Source organism: Candidatus Erwinia haradaeae (genome assembly GCF_900698925.1).
GTDB classification, from domain to species: Bacteria; Pseudomonadota; Gammaproteobacteria; order Enterobacterales; family Enterobacteriaceae; genus Erwinia_E; species Erwinia_E haradaeae_I.
This window is the reverse complement of record NZ_LR217713.1, coordinates 153,321-173,207: the sequence shown is the minus strand read 5'-3', so window position 1 is coordinate 173,207 and position 19,887 is coordinate 153,321. Positions and strand designations below refer to the sequence as shown.

Annotated in this window: 8 protein-coding genes and 1 pseudogene; 5 read left to right on the top strand and 4 right to left on the bottom strand. The window is 31.4% G+C overall.

Features of this window, described 5'->3' with window-relative positions:
• Window positions 1-486 precede the first annotated feature (486 nt).
• From ftsY to icd, 4 genes and pseudogenes are all read right to left on the bottom strand, one after another.
• A pseudogene (ftsY, locus tag HACICURV3402_RS00530) lies at window positions 487-1,401 on the bottom strand (signal recognition particle-docking protein FtsY); the annotation flags it as partial.
• A gap of 1,730 nt (window positions 1,402-3,131) precedes the next feature.
• Complete coding sequence (gene uvrD, locus HACICURV3402_RS00525; protein WP_157992430.1) at window positions 3,132-5,306, bottom strand: DNA helicase II; 2,175 nt, start codon at window positions 5,304-5,306, stop codon at window positions 3,132-3,134.
• Window positions 5,307-6,537: 1,231 nt separating this feature from the next.
• Window positions 6,538-7,518, bottom strand: a complete 981-nt coding sequence (trhO, locus tag HACICURV3402_RS00520; protein ID WP_157992429.1) for an oxygen-dependent tRNA uridine(34) hydroxylase TrhO — start codon at window positions 7,516-7,518, stop codon at window positions 6,538-6,540.
• A gap of 292 nt (window positions 7,519-7,810) precedes the next feature.
• Complete coding sequence (gene icd / locus HACICURV3402_RS00515) at window positions 7,811-9,061, bottom strand: NADP-dependent isocitrate dehydrogenase (protein WP_157992428.1); 1,251 nt, start codon at window positions 9,059-9,061, stop codon at window positions 7,811-7,813.
• Between the two features lie 1,284 nt (window positions 9,062-10,345).
• Here icd and HACICURV3402_RS00510 point away from each other — a divergent pair.
• From HACICURV3402_RS00510 to asnS, 5 genes are all read left to right on the top strand, one after another.
• Window positions 10,346-11,536 (top strand): amino acid aminotransferase, encoded by a 1,191-nt coding sequence (locus HACICURV3402_RS00510; RefSeq protein ID WP_157992427.1) that lies wholly within the window; start codon window positions 10,346-10,348, stop codon window positions 11,534-11,536.
• A 670-nt stretch (window positions 11,537-12,206) separates the two neighbouring features.
• Window positions 12,207-13,505, top strand: coding sequence for an adenylosuccinate synthase (locus HACICURV3402_RS00505; protein ID WP_157992426.1), 1,299 nt, complete (start codon window positions 12,207-12,209; stop codon window positions 13,503-13,505).
• Between the two features lie 486 nt (window positions 13,506-13,991).
• Entirely contained in the window at window positions 13,992-16,304 is a 2,313-nt protein-coding gene (rnr, locus tag HACICURV3402_RS00500) for a ribonuclease R (protein ID WP_157992425.1), read from the top strand.
• A 294-nt stretch (window positions 16,305-16,598) separates the two neighbouring features.
• Window positions 16,599-17,342, top strand: coding sequence for a 23S rRNA (guanosine(2251)-2'-O)-methyltransferase RlmB (gene rlmB / locus HACICURV3402_RS00495; protein WP_157992424.1), 744 nt, complete (start codon window positions 16,599-16,601; stop codon window positions 17,340-17,342).
• A 903-nt stretch (window positions 17,343-18,245) separates the two neighbouring features.
• Window positions 18,246-19,634, top strand: a complete 1,389-nt coding sequence (gene asnS / locus HACICURV3402_RS00490; protein WP_157992423.1) for an asparagine--tRNA ligase — start codon at window positions 18,246-18,248, stop codon at window positions 19,632-19,634.
• Window positions 19,635-19,887 lie beyond the last annotated feature (253 nt).

The following is a 19,887-nucleotide window of genomic DNA, read 5'->3' as shown; positions in this document are numbered from 1 at the left end:
AACACAAAGCGTAATAAAAAATACATCAAATTTATCTTTCGTTCAGACTGATAAAATTCAAACTAAAAAATAAAATATAAAACCACTCACATCCAGATACCATCAAAATTCATACATGTATTATACAGATATCATATTGTATAAAATACAATAAATTTTTGATAAATATCTTATCATTTGGATAAACAAGAAACCTATAAAATAAAGAATCTAATTAAAATTTTTAATTTAATACACAATACTGAAAAGATGCAATCTTTTATCAAAAAAAATGTTATAGACCGATAGTCTTCTTTCTTGCACCTATAAAAAAGATCAAACAAACCTAATAACAATTAAATTTCTAATTAGAAATAATGACATATTTAATTAAAAAAAACGAATTTGGATATAAATTATAATTTAGATTCTTGTATATATTTAATATATATACTTAAAAATAACTGAACTCCATTCAAACAACGAGACCTATCATATCCATTCATACTATAAAAATAAAGCCTCTATAAAATCCTCAGACCGAAAATCACGTAAATCTTCTATCTCTTCACCAATTCCTATGTAACGAATAGGAATTTTAAATTGATCTGCTAATGTAAAAATAACGCCACCTTTTGCTGTACTATCCAATTTAGTTAACGTAATCCCTGTTACACCTAGATTCTCGTGAAATAATTTAGTCTGACTAATTGCATTTTGACCGGTACTCGCATCAATTATTAACATAATCTCATGAGGAGCAGTAATATCAACTTTCTTAATTACCCGAATAATTTTTTTTACTTCTTGTATTAAAGAGGTATTATTCTGCAGTCGACCAGCTGTATCTGCAATAAGAACATCTATTTGACGAGCCTGTGCAGATTTTATCGTATCATAAATAACAGAAGCAGAATCTGACCCAATATGCTTTGACACTACCGCAATATCGTTTCTCTCTCCCCATACCTTTATCTGATCAATAGCCCCAGCGCGAAATGTATCACCAGCAGCCAGTATTACTGATTGCCCTCTTGTCTGAAACTTCTTCGCTAGTTTACCTATAGTGGTAGTTTTCCCTGCACCATTCACACCTATCATGAGTAAAACAAAAGGCATCTTACCTTGCACATTTAAAGGTGCTTCAACCTTAGAAAGAATCTCTTTCATGTTATTTTTTAGCTGTACATATAATTCTTCTCGATTATCAGGCTTCTTACTTTTCATTCCAGTCTTTAAAGAATTGATCAAACTTTGAGTAGTCTCCACCCCAACATCTGATAATAGAAGCTTTTCTTCTAATTGTTCAAATAAACTCTCATCTATTTTCGACTCACAAAATAGATGAGAGAACCCAATACCTAAATGAGAGCGAGTCCTATTTAATCGAGATTTTAAACGATTAAAAAAACTAACCTTAGAACAAGACACTTTATTCTTGATTTGATCTGGTTCTAATAGAGAAGAAGCATCATCTTGTATTAATTGTTTTCTTTTACGTTCCAAGAAAGAATTATTAAATAATTCATCTTGATTTGAAATAGAGGCATCAGATCCTTTAGTATTATTTTCAAGCAATACTGAATTCTTCGTACCTATTTCTGTCTGAAAACAAACATCTGAGGAAGAAGATATAGACGTCTTTAATCTCTGAGAATCTTCTTTTGACTGTAAGTCACAATATATTTGCTGCTCTAATGACTCTTCTCCTAAATCCTTTGTAACAAAAGAACCTATGTCTTCATTCTTAGAATTATTATATAACCGTTTATCCTGGTTATGTTCTACATCCAGATCCTTAAAAGATAATAAATCTTTATCTACATCTCTTTCTGGATTAATGCATTTTTTATTTCTCAGACTAATCCACTTTAAAAGTCTACTCTGTTTGTTCTTAAACACAATCTACTATTCTCCAAGCAGATATCACTATGTTATAAAAAATTTCATAATACATTTCTAATATTTTTATTGATGACCATTTCTTTTATATCTACAAAATTTATATTAATTACAATATGATTTTCCCAAATAAGAGAAAAATAATATTCAATCTTTAATATTCAATCCTCTTACTTACAGATAAGACAGTCTATCATAAAAAACTATATACATAAATAATCATTTCCTTTACAACCATAGAGAGTATTTATCCCAGTAGTGATAATCAGCATGTTCAAAATCTGAACGAAGTCTTCGATAGACTAAGCTAGTAATATCTTTTTAGCAACCAATCATCATTGGTTACATTGTAAATAAAATAAATAATAAAAGTAAAATGCATTAAATATGCTGACACCACAAAATCAAAATAAAAAATATATATTTTATTAAAAATATTTTACATAATATGATTGTATCAAACCTTATTTGTATTAGAAATTTAAACATAAATTAAAGAAGAGGCTAAGAAACTTAAATCCACAATGCTCAATAACAAAAATAACATATCTAAAATTATATGAACTCTTGTCTGAGCTAAAGTTATGTCAAGACATAAATATGCTAAGCTATGATGCATACCATAAGATCTACCTAATGACATAAAAATCTATTGATTGAAATTATAAATCCATTATATAACTATTCAAGCTCAATAAATAGCTAGACTTCATGCACTATTATCATTTGGATATTTCTCATGACGGTTAGTCAACTATGTTAACCTTAATATTATTAAATAATAATTTAATATATAAAAAATAAAATTGATTCCATATGAGATATAATTGATATATGTTATAGTACAGATATCTATAAAAAAATAAATTTAAAATACTCTGATAAATTATATACATCTCGATCTTTATAATCGAGATGTATATAATACAATCCAGTCAATAAAATTAATAATATTAAATCTTTTTCTAAATCAAAAGACTAACCATATCATATAATCTTTTCTATTCTCACTAACATTCTATGCATTAGAATCATAAGACATTCATATTATATAAACTATATTAATTCAAGATTCATCTCTTGTCTCCATGATAAGAGACCAAAGATTCAACTAGTGATTACACCATATCCTGCATATATTGCGCTTTAGGGAATATACATATAAAATAAATATACCTTGGTAACAAGTATTCAAATAAATATATGTATAATATAAACTTACTTAAATTTATTTAAGTAAGTTTCAGAGATTACTGTATTGATAGCCGAGCATAAACAGCAAATAACCATCTAATTCCCTGATTATAAAATTCTACCTGAATTCGTCTATCTTTTCCAATACCAATAACATTAATAATAGTACCCTTGCCAAATTTTGTATGATTTACACATTGCCCAATAGTAAAAAACGACTCTTTACTTGTAGAAGTAGATTCTACATTTTTATTATGAAAAGACCAATTTGTCCTTTCCTTGCAAAAAATTTTCTTAACACAGTGGTCTGGTAGTTCACTAATAAAACGAGATGGCATGTAAGATACTTCCTGGCCATACAGACGACGTTTTTTAGCATGAGTTAATGTTAATCTCTGCATTGCACGTGTAATGCCAACATACGCAAGGCGTCGTTCTTCCTCTAGATAACCACCTCCATTATCCAACGAGGCTTGACTTGGGAAAATTCCTTCCTCCATACCGACAATAAAAACTTGACTAAATTCCAGACCTTTCGATGCATGCAGCGTCATTAACTGAACCGCATCCTTTCTGTTATTTCTGCTACTTACTTCTCCCATATCAATCAAAATATCAGATAAAAAATCTTGCAGTAGCGTCGTTTGTGAATGCATATGTCGAGTACTGGAGTATTTTCGAGCAAGATTAATAAACTCTTCTAGGTGAGCTATACGTGATTGCTCCATCTCTTGTTTTGTATCTCTATACATGGTCCAAAGACCTGTATCCTGCAAAATCCGTTTTGTTTGCAAATCAAGCGGCAATGCTTTCGTAATTGTATCTAGCCTATCCACTAATAAGATAAAGCCCTCAAGATAAGAAGAAGCCATATTCCCAATTAGCCCCCTTTTTTTTAAAATCTCCTGAGAGCTTTGCCATAAAGTGATGTTATAATCATGAGATATTTGACGAATACAATCAAGAGTATGCGCTCCAATACGTCGTAAAGGCGTATTAATTACCCTTTCAAAAGCCGCATCATCATTACGATTAACAATTAAACGCAAATAAGAAAGAAGATCTTTAATTTCCTTTCTTTGGAAAAAATGCGTACCGTTATGTAATTGGTAGGGTATATTTTTTTCTAACAGAATTTCTTCTAATACTCGCGCTTGTACATTAACTCGGTACAAGATGACACACTCACCTAATAATCGACCCTCTTGCATCCACTCCTGTAAGGAACGAACTACAAAACGCGCTTCATCTAACTCATCTAAGGCGCGATAAATAGAAATCGGGTCACCATCTCTTTCTTCTGTCCATAACTGTTTACCTAAGCGAATGTTATTGTATGAGATCAACGCATTAGCAGCCTCAAGAATATTGTTCTGTGAACGATAATTCTGCTCTAAGCGAATAGTCATTGCTCCAGAAAAATCCTGCATAAAACGCTGAATATTTTCTGCTTGTGCACCTCGCCACCCATAAATTGATTGATCATCATCACCAACAATAACCACTTTACTACCTGTGCCTGATAATATACGAATCCATTGATACTGAATATCATTGGTATCCTGAAATTCGTCTACTAAAATATTAGTAAATCTTTTTTGATAGTAGTCACGAATTTGGGGCTGATCACGCAATAATTCATAAGTTCTCAACAATAACTCAGCAAAATCTACTAAACCAGAACGATCACAGACATCTTGATACATCTTATAAAGACGCATCCATGTTTTCTCTGTCAAAGAGTTATGGCTCGTAATGTCTTTTGGTCGTAAACCTTTTTCTTTTTTATTATTAATATAACCAACACTTTTACTAATCGACCATTTCTTTGCATCAAGATTTGTACATTTTATTAATCTTTGAAGCAAACGATGTTGATCATCAGGACCTAAGATCTGAAAATTTTTCGGCAGATCGGCCTGAAGGTAATGAGAGCATAAAAGACGATATGATAAAGAATGAAAAGTTCCAATCCATATATTTTCTTTCGGAATACCCATCAGCTTATCCAAACGATCTCTCATTTCTTTTGCTGCCTTAGTTGTAAAGGTAACTGCCATGATCGATCTTTCAGAACACTTTTCTACATCCAACAACCAAGCAATACGATGCACTAAGACGCGTGTTTTTCCACTACCTGCGCCAGCTAAAACAAGAAAATGACCGCGCGGATACGACACCGCTATACGTTGTTGTTTATTTAAACGACTAAGTAATTTATAAGTATCCATAAATACCATGGTTAATCTAAAAGGAATAAAAAACTTAAAAAAATAAACAATAATATTTAATATTAGAATTAGATTTAATAAATTCAATAGTCTTCTAGATGAAAATTAATTAAAATTCTAATTTTACTAAAACCTCTAACTCAGTCATTTTATTATGGATATAATCTAATCCAGAGTATCATTATACTACCTAAAAATTATGAAACACTTTATGCGTTATAACTTAATTATTCTACTAGGTAAGTTTCTATAAAAAAATAAAATCAAAACAAAAACCAGTGCAATACTGTGAAATTATTAAAGTAATCTAACTTTGATATCTATAAAAATTCTATTAAGACTGATATAATAAGTAGCTTGTTAATATAAAAATCTTTCTAAGATAAAGAAAAAACGAGAACAATAACATACTTAACAAGTCTTACTTTGCATATGGAATATGATTTAACATTATCTATGTTAAATGATATAACATATTAATATTAATAATGTAATTTAATTAAAGGTGTAATCAACACATATAGAACACGGAGATAAAGGTATTTTAAAAAAATCATTGAATCTATCAATGCTCATATAAATAAAAAAACATAACTCAAGACAATCCTAAATTCTACTTCTTAACATCAGAGATGATACATTTTGTCAAAATTATACAAAAAATAATTTATTAGATCACTTAACTGTTTATCTCTATAAAAAAATTCAACTATCTTACCCATTTTACTTAATATAATGTGAACTTTAATTAACAATAAAACAATCTATGATATCAAACTCTCATTAAAAAATAAGAATAATATTAACAATCAATCTCTTTGAAGAACTGGCCATATATCATTCAACTTAACTAACCAAACGATTATTTATCTTAATTCTTTTCTTTTAAGAAAGAACAACTTATAAGTAAATATCTTATTGTGAATGATTTTCACATATAATTTTTACTTAAAATTCATGTTATAGATTTTATAAAATAAATAAAATTAGATAAAGATTCTAATGTTCATTCTCATAAAAAATAGACTTGCTAAAATAAAATATTAATTCCATGAAATCAAAATCCATCATCTAATAATTACCTAAAAAATTAATCATAGATTTTATTAGTTTTACTCATACTTCTGATAAATAATTAGCCTAAATAAAAAATAAATTGAATAAGGCTCTTACTTACCTCGTGTTAACTTTTCATTAAATAAATATGTATATAAATGTTATGCTACTCGCATTATCTTGTTAAATCTGTTAAAAGTGCTCTTTCCTTAGAAAGAAGGAGATTATTTTTCATACAAGATAAACTACAACAACTGTTAAGTCGCACAGAACAGTCCTGACATTGAATAAATAGCCTGTGACATATATTATTACGACAATTGATATGACTATCACATAACTTACCACAGCAGTGGCAATATGAGATGATATCGTTAGAAACACTCTCGTACATCCGTTGGTCAAATACGAAATTTTTACCTTTAAAATAAATAGGTAATCCTAACATCCTAGATACCCTTACGTATTGAATAATGCCCCCATCAATATGATAAATATTTTTAAATCCATTATAACGCATCCAAGCGCTCGCCTTTTCACATCGAATACCACCAGTACAATATAGAACTATTGTTCTTTCTTTATCTTTTTTCAACATTTCAACAACTATGGGAAGCTTCTGTCGAAAAGTTGACCCTGGAGTCATGAAAGTATTGTCAAAATGCCCTACTTCATATTCGTAATCATTACGCATATCTATAAAAATTACTTCAGGATTATCATGAAAACCATTAACCTCATCTGCTGTTAAATAAATACCAACATCGCTAGCATCAAAACTGGAATCAGTGATTCCATCTGCAACAATGCGATGACGCACTTTTAAACGTAGAACCCAAAAAGATTGCCTGTTGTTATCAAGAGATATATTTATTCGCATATTAGAAAGTTGACAATGAATATCACCTAATACATCTAACATAGATTCATAAAGATGAGATGGCACACTGACTTGAGCATTAATCCCTTCATTGGCTATATAGATCCGACCAAAAATATTTAAGCGAGACAAACCTAAATATAGACTATGACGAAAACTCCATGGATCATCAATAGTAAAATATTTATAAAACGATAATGTAGTTCGTTCGACATCTTCTTTTAAGAGCTGGTCCTTCAACTCTTTATTATTTATTTTATTAAATAAAACTGTCATAAAATTAACTTCTATCCTGTATGTAAAATGTAAAGAAATATATTTTAAACAGTATGTTATGTAGACTTAAGTGACATTAAGACTGAACAACATGTGATCTAGATGTATAATGTATGCCTAAACTGATTATAAAGTGACTACTTTATTTCAAAATAATACTAGATTACTAGAAATAACTTTTCTTAGCAAATCAACATTTTGCAAACCAAACTAATAATATTACATAATAGTTAGTTAAGTAAAAACCCAAACAAATATACATTAACTATTACGCTACAAATATTACGTATCATTACATATTTTGAATAATTTCTTGTCCAAATTCAGAACAGCTAAGTAATTGAGCCCCATCCATTAAACGTGCTAAATCATAAGTTACTCTTTTAGAGGAAATTGCTCCCCTAATACCTGTGTCAATACAATTCGCTGCTTCAAACCATCCCATATAACGTAACATCATCTCAGATGAAAGAATTATTGAGCTGGGATTCACCTTGTCTTGACCAGCATATTTTGGCGCCGAACCATGAGTCGCTTCAAAAAGAGCGCACCCATCTCCAATATTGGCACCTGGAGAAATACCAATACCTCCAACTTGAGCAGCTACTGCATCTGAGATATAATCGCCATTTAAATTCATACATGCAATAACATCATATTCAGATGGGCGTAATAATACTTGTTGAAGAAAAGCATCAGCAATAACATCTTTAATCACAATTTTTTTATTACTATAAGGATTGGATATAGTTAGCCATTTACCCCCATTAACTTCAGTACCACCAAACTCCTCTATCGCTACTTGATACCCCCAATCTCGAAAAGAGCCTTCAGTAAATTTCATAATATTGCCCTTATGTACAAGCGTTACTGAATTACGATTGTAATCAATGGCATACTGAATAGCAGATCGAATTAAACGTTTCGCCCCATTCTCCGAACAAATTTTGACTCCAATTCCACATTGTTCTGGAAATCGAATATTTTTTATACCCATTTCATTACAAAAAAATTGAATAACTTTATCTGCCTCTAACGTACCTGCTTCCCACTCAATACCTGTATAAATATCTTCAGAATTCTCACGAAAAATGACCATATCAATATTTTCTGGCTGTGTTACTGGGCTTGGTGTTCCAGTATAATAGCGAATTGGTCTCAGACAAATATATAAATCTAAAAGTTGGCGCAAAGATACATTTAAAGACCGAAGACCTCCAGCTACGGGAGTAGTCAATGGACCCTTAATAGCTACGCAACATTCTTTAATAAAAGATAATGTTTCTTCTGGTAACCAAATGTCTTTACCATAAGTCTTGACCGATTTCTCACCCGTGTAGATCTCCATCCAAGCCACTTTACGATCACTACCATATGCTTTTTGAACAGCAGCATCCACTACTTTAATCATTACCGGAGATATATCCACACCAATGCCATCACCCTCAATAAATGGAATCACAGGATAATCTGGTACTCTAATCTGACCATTATAAAACGTAATTTTCTCAGAACCTACAGGAATATCTACTTTGCTTACCATAACTTCCCCCCCCTAATTTACTTCTATAAATATGTACGGAATAATGCTGGTTTAGTTGAAACTAATTTTCTCTATTGTAAATAACTCAGAATGTCCTAAAGATATCTTCAAACCTGAATATCTAAGATCATGACTACTATATTCTAGAGAAAATAAGAAGATTTACAATCTGATCTATGATCTAATTGCATATTTTATAAACTTACACTTGTATATGTTATCCAATCGAACAGTTATAAATATCTGAACATTAAAATATCTCAATATTCCATAAATAATAACCTTTAATATCACTTATTTTCTTTAAGAAAGAAAACCCATATAATATCTAAACCATATAAAAAAATTAGATCACAAACAACAATACAAACATCAAGTACAAATAATATTTAAAATCTCGCTAAGCAAGTTACTTTCTCTAAATATCAAGAACAATCAAAATAATAACATTAATATCAGATCTTCACTGTGGCAAGTATCACGATGTAGGTTATAAAAAATATAATTTTCATAATTTATATGAACAGGATCTTACTAAATACTAAACTAAATATTTAACACAATTATGCATATTAATTTTCCAAAAAATATTATAAAAGCCTCTTAAAGAGATGACACTCTTTCCTTATACAAAAGACATTCCATAATCAAATTAACCGTAAAATTAATCTAAGAATATATTTTATATTTTAATCTCTTTTATGACACTGTAATTAAGCATAACCTTATAAAGTTTCTACTATATATTCGAAACCATTTCAAAATACATGTAAATGTTCTTAGATAGATACTAAGATTGATTAAGAAATTACAATTCTTCTAACATATAAAAATGAGGAACAAGTTTATAATTAACAACTTAAATCATCCTAATATGATACTAAATATTTCATATTTTATTAAGATAACGCATAGAATGATCTTTATAAAAGAAATACACGATATCAAATAGAAACACCATCTTTTAATATATTGGTTTGTATTAATAAAATTTTGACAAATATGTATGAAATATTCACTATACCGAAATATGCTAATCCTAATACATTCAATACATATACACCATGAATATAAATAGATATATTAAATCCATATTAAAAGTTTTAATATCCTAATCTTAAAAACACGAAAACATTAAACACTAACAGATATCTACATTTTCGTTATAAAAATATTAACCTTGCTACATCCTAAAATAAAAACTTACTAATGTCTTCCATTTTAAACGAAAATCTTTTAATAATCAAAACTTACCTGACTACATAATCATTATGGATTTTAAGTATGTTTGAACTAATAAAAACAGCACCAACTGACCCTATTCTTGACCTAGAGAATCAGTTTCAACAAGATAGTCGTGTCAATAAAATCAATCTAGGAATAGGAATATATCAAGATGAAAACGGAAACACACCAATTTTATCTAGTGTAAAAATAGCTGAAAAATATATTTTAGAAAAAGAAAACAATAAAAACTATCTACACATTGATGGTATGATTAATTTCGGACATTATACACAAAATCTTCTTTTCGGTTTTTCTAACCCTGTTATCTCTGATCGACGAGCGCGGACTGCTCAAACGCCTGGAGGCACTAGTGCATTACGTATCGCAGCCGATTTTCTTGCCACTCACACAAAGACTAAACGAATCTGGATTAGTAATCCTAGCTGGCCTAATCATAAGAAAATATTTTCTTCGGCTGGATTAATAGTGGATGAATACGAATACTATGATGACAGACGCCATGTGTTCGATTTCAGTAATATGAAAAAAAGCCTATGTTCAGCCGGTTATGGCGATATCGTCTTGTTTCATGGATGTTGTCATAATCCAACTGGAATAGATCCGTCTCAATCAGAATGGCAACAACTTTCTGAAATATCCCTTAGTCGTGGTTGGCTCCCGTTATTTGACTGCGCATATCAAGGATTTGCTCATGGATTAGAAAAAGATGTACAGAGTATCCGTTTATTTGCGTCTAATCATCAAGAGTTAATAATATGCAGCTCATATTCTAAGAACTTTGGCCTGTATAATGAACGAGTAGGTGCGCTCACTTTAGTAGCTAAAAATCATTCAATCGTAAATACTACTTTTAGCCAAATTAAAGCAATAATTCGTGCTCATTATTCAAATCCTCCAGTACATGGAGCCGCGATTGTTACCACTATTCTTAGTGATGTTCATTTACGCCAACAATGGGAACAAGAGCTTACAACAATGCGAGAACGTATTCAAAAGATACGTTGCCTATTTGTGCAATTCTTTAAAGAAAAAAAAATAAAAAATAATTTTAACTTATTCCATATACAAAATGGCATGTTTTCTCTTACAGGTCTCACTCCAAAACAGATCACGCGTCTCCGAGATGAATTTGGTATCTATATCATTAATTCGGGACGTATAAATATAGCTGGCATAAATTTAAAAAATATCACTCCTCTTTGTGAGGCTATTATCACCATACTCTAGTTGCAGTACATTTAATGTCTAAAGTAACCATCTCTTGACGAAAAGAAATCCATTTCACCTAAATTACAATAATATAAAAAATATAAACGTTAGGTAGTACTTAAACCACAGCACCTACGCAATCTAAACGAAAATCTCATTAAATATACTTATCTATAAACAATAATTATAGAACTATCTTTCAATAGCTAAGGTTAATGCCAACCTTAAATAAAAAAAACATAATATACAAGTTGAGAGGTCTATTAAAAAACTACTAAATCCTCTAATAATCGTATTATAAATATATATAATACACACCGTTCTTTTATTTTTTCTATTAAACCATCCTATAAAATAACATACTCCAATCACTTCATAAAAAGTATAAATTCCGTGAATTCTTATATCAATAAATTATATTTAATATAAATACACCAAAATATATAACTAAATGTATATCACATTATATTTATGTTACTGTCAACTAATTAAAAATTCAATTAACTTGATAAACGATGTAATTTTTTTTTTAAAAACATATAATCGACTAACCATAGATATTGAAGAAAAATAAAAATCATTACAAAGAACACACAGTGTTTAATCAACTCTTGTTTGCGTATCCTATAAACCATTCAAGAAAAGTGATCATATTGCAATATTTTTAAGAAATCGGTGATTTTATAAAATGAAAAAAAATATCGTAGTACTCGGCGCTCAATGGGGTGATGAAGGAAAGGGTAAAATTGTTGACATTCTCACTGAACGCGCGAAATACGTAGTACGTTATCAAGGTGGTCATAACGCAGGCCATACATTAGTTGTTAATGGTAAAAAAACTATTCTTCATTTAATTCCCTCAGGAATATTACGTCATAATGTAATCAGTATAATTGGACATGGAGTGGTGTTATCACCATTTGCGCTATTACAAGAAATTAAAGGTCTAGAGGAACACGGTATATCTGTTAAAAACGCGCTATTTATCTCTGAAGGATGCCCACTAATTCTTGATTATCACATAGCTTTAGACATGGCTCGTGAAGCATCTCGGGGTCTTAAAGCAATAGGAACAACACAGCGTGGAATCGGGCCAGCCTATGAAGACAAAGTGGCTAGACGAGGTCTGCGTGTGAGTGACTTATTTCATAAATCAACTTTATCATCAAAGCTACAAGACGCCATGGAATATCATAACTTTCAATTAGTGAACTACTACAAAGTTCAAGCAGTAGATTATCATAACGTTTTCGATAACCTGATCGCTACTGCTGACACTATTACTAATATGGTGACAGACGTAACTGGAATGCTAGAATCTGCACAACAACGCGGCGATGTAATTATTTTTGAAGGAGCCCAAGGCGCACTGTTAGATATTGATCATGGAACCTATCCATATGTCACCTCTTCTAGCACAACGCTAGGAGGAGTAACTTCTGGATCAGGAATTAATCCCAGTTATCTTGATTACTCTCTAGGAGTTATAAAAGCCTATTCCACTCGAGTAGGTGCAGGCCCATTTCCAACTGAATTATTTGATCAAACTGGCGACTTTTTATGTAAACAAGGTAATGAGTTTGGTGCAACAACTGGGCGACGTCGTCGTACTGGATGGCTAGACGCCGTTGCAATCCGAAAAGCAGTGCAGATTAATGCGCTATCAAGCTGTTGTATCACAAAGATAGACGTCTTAGATAACTTACCAGAAGTAAAAATATGCGTAGGGTATCGTTTGCCGAATGGACGTCAAACCAAGACTACACCATTAACTACTGAAGACTGGGAAAGAATCGAACCAATTTATGAAACAATGCCTGGATGGAAGGGGCCAACCTTTGGGGCAAAATATTTAGAATCTCTTCCACGTGAAGCAATAAATTATATTCAGCGTGTAGAAGAAGTCACTGGAGTGTTAATAGATATGGTCTCTACTGGACCGGATCGTAATCAAACAATAATTATACGAAATCCACTTGATAGCTAAGTTCGTAGATCAGCTAAGACATTAATCACAGCTATTTTTACATCAGATTAACTCAATACTATATTTCTATAACATCTTGGATTATCGTTAACTGATAGAAAATTGATTATATCAAACTACTCAATCTCAATCAGTTATTCCCATAAATGTACAACATTCATTAATATTCTTAACAATATTATAAAATGTTAAGATTAATGATAATTAGGTTACCAAACCCAAAATGAAAATCAATCTCCTTTTACCTAAAAAATTCATTATAGAAGAAGCTAAGATGCTCGGATTCATAAACTCAATACTGATTGTCTATCCATATAGCCCTAAGTTCTTTCTTACAATCAAATAGTGCTAAGATAATGAAAAGTGTTCTAAAATAGATCAGAGCCATGTTTCTTGATTTTTTATTAAAAATAAACATCCACTTTACCATATTATACTGAAACAATACATGGCCATAATTTATCAAAAGAACCGGAGAAAACCCAAATGCCACACGATCCCTTTGAGGAGCGAGAAACTAAAAAATATGAACATCCTATTCCTAGCCGTGAGTATATCCTAAGTAATATCAAGCAACGCACACAACCAACCCGACGCGAAGAGCTTGCACAAGACTTAGGAATTAGTGGAGAAGAAAAAACGGCAGCACTTCGCAGACGATTAAGAGCAATGGAGCGCGATGGGCAACTAATGTTTACTCCACGGAGTGGGTATGCTGTTCCACAACACGTGAACCTCTTAATCAGAGGAAGAGTCATTGGACATCGAGATGGTTTTGGTTTCTTGAGGGTCTTAGGAAGACAAGATGATTTATACCTATCTAGCGAACAAATGAAAACGTGTCTACATGGAGATATTATTCTTGCACAAGAAATGGGTGTTAATCGAAAAGGACGTTTTGAAGCATGTGTAGTTCGTATTATTGAGCCTCGCAATGACCATATTGTAGGACGTTACTTAAGTAACACCACAGGAGATTTTGTTATACCAAACGATAATCGTCTTGGTTTCCATATTCTAATCCAGGAAAAAAAACAAAGAAAGATAAATATTGGCTCAATAGTAGTTGTGCTATTAACGGAACGCCCTAGTCGTCGTAATCCAGCTCTTGGAGAAATAATTGAAGTACTTGGTAATCGAATAGACACAAATATGGCTATTAATATTGCTCTTCGAGTACATAATCTTCCACATAAATGGTCCAGTGAAGTCAAAGAAGAAGCAAAAAAAATAAATACAATAATACCGATAGACCCTAAAAATGGGCGTGTTGATCTTCGAACTCTTCCATTAGTGACAATCGATGGAGACGATGCGTCTGACTTTGATGACGCAGTATTTTGTAGAGCCCAAAAAGAAGGAGGATGGCGATTATGGGTAGCTATTGCTGATGTTAGTTATTACGTGCGACCCGGGACTCTTCTAGATAAAGAAGCAATCAATCGTGGAACCTCAGTGTATTTCCCGTCACAAGTAATTCCGATGTTACCAGAGGTGCTTTCTAATAATTTATGCTCACTGAATCCAAAAGTGGATCGGCTTTGTGTGGTATGTGAAATGACAATTTCCTCACATGGAAGTTTATTGGGTTATAAACATTACGAGGCAATCATGCGCTCTTTTGCTCAACTAACCTATAATACAGTTTGGAGAATTTTACAAGGTGACCAACCACTAAGAAAGAAATATAAACCAATCATAAAAAATTTAGAAACATTGCATAATCTATATGTCCAACTAGAGAAAGCCAGGGAACAACGTGGTGGAATTTCGCTGGAAATGGAAGAACCAAAATTTATTTTTAATGCCAATTATCGTATTAAGCGTGTTGAAAAGACCATGCGTAATGATGCACATAAACTCATTGAAGAATGTATGATTCTTGCAAATATTGCATCTGCACTTTTTGTGGAAAAACATAATGAACCAACATTATTTCGAGATCATGACCGACCAATAGATGATAATATTAAAAGTTTTCGCTCAATCCTAAATGAATTAGGATTAACCTTGCTTGGTGGTGAGAAACCAGAGCCACTGGATTATGCATATTTACTTAAAAAAATCAGAGGACGTTCAGATTATGAAATGATTCAGAGTTTACTTTTACGTTCTATGAAACAAGCAGTATACGACTCAGAAAATCGTGGACATTTTGGCTTAGCACTAAAATCTTATGCACATTTTACCTCGCCAATCCGACGTTATCCTGATCTTCTCATGCATCGTTCAATTAAATATGTATTATCAAAAAACACGGATAAATTAAAAAATCAAAACACACAAACTGGCGGTTACCATTATACCATATCACAAATGCTACAATTTGGTCAGCACTGTTCTATGACAGAAAGACGAGCCGATGAAGCTACGCGTGATGTAATAGATTGGCTTAAGTGTGATTTTATAAAAGATCGAATAGGGGAAATATTTAATGGAGTTATCTCAACAGTAACAAATTTTGGATTCTTTGTTCGACTTAGTAACCTATTTATTGATGGATTAGTACATATTTCCACACTAAAGAATGACCAATACCGTTTTGATTCAATCGGACAACGATTAATAGGCGAATGCAGTCATATAACTTATCGTCTAGGCGATCAAGTGGAGGTTCGCATTGATTCTGTACATCTCGAAGAACGCAAGATCCATTTTTCGCTTGTCTCTAATAATGACAGATTATCTCTAACAGATGTTGACCTTGATAAGCCTAAAACTAAAAAAATAATTAAAACTAAAAGACGACGTTGTCCTTCCTTATCTATAAAAGAAGTACCTTCTAAAAAAACCAGCTAAGTTATTAGCTTAAAAACATCCAGCTATCTCTAATGTTATATCTTTTTAATACAAATCAACCTACGAGCTAACCTTATGGGCAGTAAAATCCTCTCAAAGACTAGAAATTTCAACCCATCATCCTGTTCATTCCTGAAAATAATTGACGAACTTTCTTATCGCTGACATAAGAGAAGTGACAACAAATATCCGCTAAAATTTTAAAAAAAAATTATAAATTCCTCATCACCATTATTTAAATTAAAACAAATTCTTAATATTTTAATTATCTTTAATATTATTAAAAGGTCCAATATGAGTCCAATTGTTTTTGGTGTTCACGCAATTCATGCTCTTCTTGAACAGAAACCTACACATATTGAAAAAGTATTAATCAATATAACACGTACAGATCATCGTATTAAAACTTTAATCCAACGACTTCAATCTCATAATATTATAATTATAAAAGTCAATAAAAATCAGCTGGATATTCAATCCAGAGGAGGGGCGCATCAAGGTATTATGGCATTTACACAAAAAGATCTTCTCTATAAAGAAGATGACCTTAAAAATCTAATAACTAATTTAAAAAATCCATTTTTTCTGATCTTAGATGGTGTTACTGATCCACATAATCTAGGTGCTTGTATACGAAGTGCCCATTCTGCCGGTATTCATGCTATAATTATACCAAAAGATCGCACAGCACCATTAAATGCTGCAGCAAAAAAAGCTGCAAGTGGCGCAAATGAGTACATACCTTTAATTCGTGTTACCAATTTAGCTCGGATAATGAAAACTTTACAGAAAGAAAATATTTGGATTATCGGAGCCACTGAAAAAGCTCAAAAAAATTTATACCAAAGCAACATGACTGGACGTCTGTCATTAGTGATGGGAGGAGAGGAAAAGGGAATTCGCCGTCTAACACTAGAACACTGTAATGAATTAATTAATATTCCCATGATGGGAAAAACTCCTGCGCTTAATCTATCAGTGGCAACTGGTATTTGTCTCTTTGAAGCAGTGCGACAAAGGATGTTTCCACAAACATAGTACAACCAGAACATAAATGCACAGTGTAGATTGCGATAATCACTGATCTGTACGTTAGTTAATATTTTTTATTAATAAAAATTCACATAATGATATATTAAATAACATACTAACTACATATTCTTTGTATAAAATCAACGCAATTATACAGAACACTCAACTTAAAGAAAATTGATAAAAAATAATCTTTCACTATTATATAAAAATAACTCTATTGTTAAATCATTCATTTTTTAAAAACTGTTATTAAAGATTAAATCTTTAATATAAGATTATCATATTTTTCTATCATTTTAAAATAAAAAACTTAAAGAAGGAAAAAATAAAGTTTATTTCTATTTCCATAAGAAAATGAAATACAAGTATAATAGATCTGATAAGCACATCTGTTCATTGTGATTTATATTGCATGAATCAGCAAATCTCTAAGATTAGAATCTTACATGAACATATAACATACTTGTTCAAAATACTCTTAACTAAGAGATCTGATGATCTTGTCTTGATGTCCAATTATAGCTGAACTCTATAGTTATATTTTACTATACAATACTAAATATGTATTATGGTTATACTCTTAAATACATTAACATAAAGTAAACTCAAAAACTATTCTAATCAGTAAATAAGAAATTACTAAATTCAACAAAAATGTTTTAATATCGTATATTTAGTTTATTAACATAAATGTTAGTGCAGTAATTCATGTAAAATCCATTAAATATACTAAAAAAAATCCAAGTACACTCAAACATTAATAATATGACAATATCAAATTATTTTTCATTCAATATTTACAAAATAAAGTGATATACACACCTCCTACTGATCAGTAATACACGATAGCATAAAATGTAGGCTAATCCATCTTATTTATATTGAGATAAATGTTTAGAGGCTCATATGAATGTTATATCTATATCTGATCTCCTACACGAGAAGTTTTCCATAGAAAAAGAAGTAACTATTCGAGGCTGGGTTCGTACTCAAAGAAAATTAAAAACCGGTATTTCCTTCATTTCTCTTTATGATGGCTCCTGCTTTAATACAATCCAGATTGTTGCAAATCAAAAAGAATATGAAATGCTAAATCTCACTGCTGGTTGCTCATTAGAAGTCAAAGGAAAAGTGATAGAGTCACAAGGAAAAGGTCAGGATTTTGAAATTCAAGCTATCAATATAAAGGTAATAGGATTGGTAGAAAATCCAGATAGTTACCCAATGTCCTCAAAAGCTCATAGTATTGAATATTTACGTGAAATGGCCCACCTCCGACCACGTACTAACTTAATTGGCGCGATAGCACGCATACGACATACCGCAGCATACTCTATACATCACTTTTTAAATGAACAAGGATTTTTCTGGGTATCCACACCACTTATTACCTCTGCAAATAGTGAAGGAGCTGGAGATATGTTTCGTGTCTCTACTCTAGATATGGAGAATCTACCCCGTACACAAGATGGAAAAGTGAACTACAACATGGACTTCTTTGGACAAGAAGCATTCCTAACAGTCTCTGGACAATTAAACGCTGAAGCTTATGCCAGTGCTATCTCAAAAATTTATACTTTCGGCCCTACCTTTAGAGCAGAAAAATCAAACACTAGTCGACATCTAGCAGAATTCTGGATGCTAGAACCTGAAGTGGCTTTTTTTAATCTAGAAGAAATAGCAGCCTTAGCTGAATCTATGATGAAATATATCTGTACTACTATACTTGCTAAACATTCTGAAGATTTATGCTTCCTAGCTCAATATACAGAAAAGAATTTAATACTCCGATTAAATAATTTAATCACAACCGATTTTATACACATGGATTATTCTGAGGCCATAAAAATTTTACTCACCTCGGGAAAAAAATTCAACCACCCTGTTCAGTGGGGCTCAGATCTATCATCAGAGCATGAGCGATATATTACTGACCATCATTGTCAATCACCAGTAGTAATAAAGAACTATCCTAAAAATATTAAAGCTTTTTATATGCGGATGAATCAAGATCAACTAACCGTAGCAGCTATGGATATTCTAGCTCCAGGGATAGGAGAAATTATTGGCGGATCTCAACGAGAAGAGCGTCTTGAAATCTTAGATCAACAATTACTAGAAAGAGACATGAATAAAGAGGATTATTGGTGGTATCGCGATCTACGCCGTTACGGTACCGTGCCACACTCTGGATTTGGACTAGGTTTCGAACGCTTAATTTCTTATATTAGTGGTATTAATAATGTTAGGGACGTGATTGCTTTTCCACGAACACCGCGTCATATAGACTTCTAAAGTAATCAATAATATAAAACATATAAAGATCTGATAATATATATAATTCCTAAAATCACGTAATACACTATTTTTAAAATTTTTAATTTTATTTTCAAAACTTAAATACAACTATGATACATAATAGTTTTATCCTTAATGTTATTTTTTTGCTAAAATAAAAGATTAGCGTTATTTTCAGACTAGATTAATCTAGATACCAATGATAAGATCTCCATGGATAGAGAAAAATAAGGGGCTAAACTTCCCGAAA

Excerpts from the sequence above, each read along its gene's own strand:
- uvrD (WP_157992430.1), bottom strand. The coding sequence starts at position 5,306 with ATGGATACTTATAAATTACTTAGTCGTTTAAATAAACAACAACGTATA.
- trhO (WP_157992429.1), bottom strand. The coding sequence starts at position 7,518 with ATGACAGTTTTATTTAATAAAATAAATAATAAAGAGTTGAAGGACCAG.
- icd (WP_157992428.1), bottom strand. The coding sequence starts at position 9,061 with ATGGTAAGCAAAGTAGATATTCCTGTAGGTTCTGAGAAAATTACGTTT.
- HACICURV3402_RS00510 (WP_157992427.1), top strand. The coding sequence starts at position 10,346 with ATGTTTGAACTAATAAAAACAGCACCAACTGACCCTATTCTTGACCTA.
- HACICURV3402_RS00505 (WP_157992426.1), top strand. The coding sequence starts at position 12,207 with ATGAAAAAAAATATCGTAGTACTCGGCGCTCAATGGGGTGATGAAGGA.
- rnr (WP_157992425.1), top strand. The coding sequence starts at position 13,992 with ATGCCACACGATCCCTTTGAGGAGCGAGAAACTAAAAAATATGAACAT.
- rlmB (WP_157992424.1), top strand. The coding sequence starts at position 16,599 with ATGAGTCCAATTGTTTTTGGTGTTCACGCAATTCATGCTCTTCTTGAA.
- asnS (WP_157992423.1), top strand. The coding sequence starts at position 18,246 with ATGAATGTTATATCTATATCTGATCTCCTACACGAGAAGTTTTCCATA.